Origin of the sequence: Streptomyces sp. SID4985 (genome assembly GCF_009863025.1) — a bacterium.
Lineage (GTDB): Bacteria > Actinomycetota > Actinomycetes > Streptomycetales > Streptomycetaceae > Streptomyces.
This window is the reverse complement of the sequence record NZ_WWIR01000308.1, coordinates 1-4,293: the sequence shown is the minus strand read 5'-3', so window position 1 is coordinate 4,293 and position 4,293 is coordinate 1. Positions and strand designations below refer to the sequence as shown.

Annotated in this window: 5 protein-coding genes and 1 pseudogene; all 6 read right to left on the bottom strand. The window is 70.3% G+C overall.

What is annotated here, in order from left to right:
• Positions 1 to 350, bottom strand: a 350-nt coding sequence (locus tag GTW40_RS12705; protein ID WP_161180279.1) for an ATP-binding cassette domain-containing protein, incomplete at its 3' end; no start/stop codon positions are given.
• Positions 343 to 1,272, bottom strand: coding sequence for an ABC transporter permease (locus GTW40_RS12700; RefSeq protein ID WP_161180278.1), 930 nt, complete (start codon positions 1,270 to 1,272; stop codon positions 343 to 345). The genes GTW40_RS12700 and GTW40_RS12705, both read right to left, overlap by 8 nt.
• Before the next feature lie 154 nt (positions 1,273 to 1,426).
• Positions 1,427 to 2,299: a glycosyltransferase gene (locus tag GTW40_RS12695; RefSeq protein WP_161180280.1), complete on the bottom strand. Its 873-nt coding sequence runs from the start codon at positions 2,297 to 2,299 to the stop codon at positions 1,427 to 1,429.
• A 23-nt stretch (positions 2,300 to 2,322) separates the two neighbouring features.
• Positions 2,323 to 3,102 carry a CDP-alcohol phosphatidyltransferase family protein gene (locus tag GTW40_RS12690; protein WP_161180277.1) on the bottom strand — a complete coding sequence of 260 codons (780 nt, stop codon included), beginning with the start codon at positions 3,100 to 3,102 and terminating at the stop codon, positions 2,323 to 2,325.
• On the bottom strand, positions 3,080 to 4,141 hold the full coding sequence (locus GTW40_RS12685; RefSeq protein ID WP_161180276.1) for an iron-containing alcohol dehydrogenase family protein: 1,062 nt from the start codon (positions 4,139 to 4,141) through the stop codon (positions 3,080 to 3,082). The genes GTW40_RS12690 and GTW40_RS12685 overlap by 23 nt, the downstream gene beginning before the upstream one ends.
• Positions 4,129 to 4,293, bottom strand: a pseudogene (locus GTW40_RS12680) (phosphocholine cytidylyltransferase family protein); the annotation flags it as partial. The gene GTW40_RS12685 and the pseudogene GTW40_RS12680, both read right to left, overlap by 13 nt.

Genomic DNA, 4,293 nt, shown 5'->3' with positions numbered 1-4,293 from the left:
GTCAGGTCGTTCATCAGGGCCGCGTTGACGCCGAGCAGGGAGGGCTGGCCGTCGGTGTAGACCTTGCCCTTCTCGGCCGGGAGCAGGCCCGCGATGGCCCGGAGCAGGGTCGACTTGCCGGAGCCGTTGGAGCCGATCAGGCCGATGGCCTCGCCCCGGTAGGCGACGAAGGAGACACCGCGCACGGCGTGCACCTTGCGCACCCCGCGCTCCTCGCCGCGCTTGAGGATGCGGCTGAGGGCGGCGGTGGCGCTGCCCTTGCCGCTCTTGGCCCCGTTGACCCGGTAGACGATGTGCAGCTCGTCCGCGATGACGGTCGGACGGCGCTCCTCGGTGTTGTTCTCAGCCACGGCCGTACCGCTCCTCAGCCTTCCAGAAGTAGACGAAGCCGCCGCCGAAGAGCACCACGGCCCAGAGGGCGGCGAGGGCCCACACGTGCGGGGGCAGGTTCGAGGCGCCGTAGCCGTCGATCAGCGCGAAGCGCATGAGGTCCATGTAGACGGCGGCCGGGTTGGCCTGCAGGACCCGGACGATCCACTCCGGCTTGCCCGCGAGCATGTTGTTGATGGAGAACATGACGCCCGAGGCGTACATCCACGTGCGCAGGATGAACGGCATCAGCTGGGCGAGGTCGGGCGTCTTGGCGCCCATGCGGGCCAGGATCAGCGCGAGCCCGGTGTTGAAGAGGAACTGGAGCAGCAGCACCGGGAGGACGAGCAGCCAGGACAGGCGCGGATAGTTCCCGAAGCCGATCACCACCACGAAGATGACGATCATGGAGAAGAGCAGCTGCTGGAGCTGCTGGAGCGAGAAGGAGATGGGCAGCGAGGCGCGCGGGAAGTGCAGGGCGCGCACCAGGCCCAGGTTGCCGGAGACCGCGCGCACGCCCGCCATGATCGAGTTCTGCGTGAAGGTGAACACGAAGACGCCCGTGACCAGGAACGGGATGTACGTGTCGTGGGACATGCCCCGGCCGGCCTTGAGGATCAGGCCGAAGATGAAGTAGTAGACGGCAGCGTTCAGCAGCGGCGTGACCACCTGCCACAGCTGGCCGAGCTTGGCCTGGCTGTACTGCGCCACCAGCTTCGCCGAGGAGAAGGCGACGATGAAGTGGCGCCGGTCCCACAGCTGACGGATGTACTCGACGAGCGAGGGCCGGGCGCCGCTCACCGCGAGCCCGTACCTGGCGGCCAGCTGCTTCGCCGTCAGTCCCTCGTCGGGCGACGGGACCGCGCTCACCGCGACACCGCCGTCATGGAATGTCTCACTCACGGGTGGAAACTTTCGTCTTCGAGTACGTCGTGTACGCCGTACGTTCTACGTCGTGCGTTCGTCGTCACGCTCTACGTCGTGCGTTCGTCGTCCGGTACCGCGGCCCGGGGCCGGGGCTGGGGCCCCGGCGGTTCGGGCCGCACCGTCGAGCTTCTCAGATCACCGGCGGCCGGCCCAGCCGGGTCAGCCGCCACACGGTACGCCAGCTCATCGGCCGGCGGGGACCGCACGACGTCGTCCAGCCCTCCTTGAAGCCGCCGAACCACGCCTTCAGCGCCGGTCCCGAGGGGCGGCGGAGCAGGGTGAGCAGCAGCCAGACCCCTAGGTAGACGGGGACGAGCAGTACGGGGAGGTTACGGCGGGCCAGCCAGACCCGGTTGCGGGCGACCATGCGGTGATAGACCGCGTGCCGGGAGGGCGCGGTGGTCGGGTGGAACAGCACCATGTCGGAGCGGTAGTCGATCATCCAGCCCGCGTTCAGCGCGCGCCAGGCGAGGTCGGTCTCCTCATGGGCGTAGAAGAACTCGTCCGGCAGCCCGCCGACCTCGGTGAACACCTTGGTGCGTACGGCGTTGGCGCCGCCGAGGAACGTGGTCACCCGGGAGGAGCGCATCGGGTCGGAGGCGCGCAGCCGGGGCACGTGACGGCGCTGGGTCTCGCCGGTCTCGGGGTCGGCGATGCGGAAGCTGATGATCCCGAGCCGGGGGTCGGCGGCGAACGCCTCGCGGCACAGCTCGGCGGTGTCGTACCGGGCGAGGAGGCCGTCGTCGTCGAGGAAGAGCAGGATGTCGACGTCGCTGCCGCCGGGCCCGAACGCCTCGATGCCGACGTTGCGGCCGCCGGGGATGCCGAGGTTCTCGGGCAGCTCGACGGTGCGCACGCCCTCGGGGACGTCGGGCACGGGCGAGCCGTTGCCGACGACGACGACCTGGACGTGGTCGCCCTCCTGCTTGGCGACGGAGTCGAGCAGGGCCCGCAGCTCCTCGGGCCGGTTGCCCATGGTGATGACGACCGCGCCGACCTTCATGCCGTTGGTCTCAGTCATGCCGTTCACCTCAGCCTGCTCGACACGAGAATGGACACCAGGTGCAGCACGGTCTGCAGCAGGGCGATGCCCGCCAGCACGGCGGTGCCGAGCCGGGTGAAGAACAGGTCGCCGCGCACCTGGTCCACGATCGCGAGCACCAGGATCAGCAGCGACGCCTCGATGCCGAGGATGAGCCGGTGGAACTTCAGCGCGGCGGCGGCACGCCGGGCGAGCGCCATGCCCGAGGAGCGCGGCTCGGCGGCCGACTCCTGCACCGGAGGCATCCCCGCCTGGTGCCGGGCGACGCCGACGAGGTCGGTCTCCGCCTTGATGAGGATCGCGCCGAGCGCGGCGAGCGTGCCGAGGAAGGCCCACAGCCAGTCGATGCGGCCCGTGCCGAACAGGTCGGCGGCGCGCAGGCCGAGGCCGACCAGGACTGCGGCGTCGGTGAGATAGGCGCCGACCCGGTCGAGGTAGACCCCGCCGAGCGAGTACTGCTTGCGCCAGCGGGCGATCTCGCCGTCCACGCAGTCCAGCAGCAGATACAGCTGCGTGGCCACGATGCCGAGGACGGCGCCCCAGATCCCGGGCACCAGCAGGGCCGGGGCCGCGAGCACGCCGCAGACGGTCATCAGGTACGTGAGCTGATTGGGCGAGATCCTGGTGTTGACCAGGTAGCGGTCGATACGCAGGGACACCTCGCGCATGTAGAGGCGTCCCGCCCAGTGCTCACCGCTGCGCCGGTCCTTCACCCCGGCGGGGTGGACGACCGGACGGAGTTCAGCTACCGATGGCCTTGACATAGTCGGCGTAGATGTCCTTGATCTGAGTCGGCTTGAGGTCGAGGTGTTCGAGGATCGTGTAGCGGCCGGGCCTGGTCTCGGGGGCGAACTCCACGACGCGGACGAACTCGTCCGCCGTGAAGCCCATGTCCTCGGCGCGCACCGGCAGTTCGTGGCGGCGCAGCACCTCGGCCATGTGGGCCGATTCCTCGTGCGCTCCGCGCAGGTACATCGCGAAGGCGGCGCCGAAGCCGCACTGCTCGCCGTGGCTGGCGGCGCGCTGCGGGAAGAGCAGGTCGAAGGCGTGGTTGATCTCGTGGCAGGCGCCCGAGGAGGGGCGCGAGTCACCGGAGACCGACATGGCGATGCCGGAGAGGACCAGCGCCTCGGCGAGGACCTGGAGGAACTCGTTGTCGCCGATGCCGCCGGGGTGGCGCAGCACGGCCTCGCCCGCCTGGCGGGCCATGGCGGCGGCGAGTCCGTCGATCTTCTCGCCGTTGACCCGGTTGGCCAGCTCCCAGTCCGCGATGGCGGAGACGTTGGAGATCGCGTCGCCGATGCCGGAGCGCACGAAGCGCGCCGGGGCGTCGTGGATGACGTCCAGGTCGATCAGGACGGCGATGGGGTTGGGGACACCGTAGGAGCCCCGGCCCGCGTCGTTGTCCAGGGTGGCGACCGGCGAGCACAGGCCGTCGTGCGCGAGGTTCGTGGGTACGGCGACGAGCGGCAGACCGACCCGCGCCGCGGCGAACTTGGCGCAGTCGATGATCTTGCCGCCACCGAGGCCGACGACCGCGTCGTAGTGCCCGGCGCGGATCTCACCGGCCAGGCGTACGGCGTCGTCCAGGGTGCCGCCGCCGACCTCGTACCAGGTCGCGCCGGGCAGCTGGGGCGAGACGCGCTCGCGCAGCTTGGCGCCCGAGCCGCTGCTCACGGCGACCGCGAGGCGGCCGGAGTGCGAGATGCGCTCGTCGGCGAGGACGGAGGCCAGGTCGTCGAGGGCACCCGGGCGGATGTCGACGACGACCGGCGAGGGGATGAGCCTCGTCAGTACCGGCACGCGATCTCCCGTCCCCGGGCCAGGTCGTCGTGGTTGTCGATCTCGACCCAGGAGACCTCGCCGATCGGCTGCACGTCGATCTTGAAGCCGCGGTTCACCAGCTCCTGGTAACCGTCCTCGTAGTACAGCTGCGGGTCGCGCTCGAAGGTCAC

Coding starts and splice junctions, on each gene's coding strand:
- GTW40_RS12695 (WP_161180280.1), bottom strand. CDS start 2,299: ATGAAGGTCGGCGCGGTCGTCATCACCATGGGCAACCGGCCCGAGGAG.
- GTW40_RS12690 (WP_161180277.1), bottom strand. CDS start 3,102: ATGTCAAGGCCATCGGTAGCTGAACTCCGTCCGGTCGTCCACCCCGCC.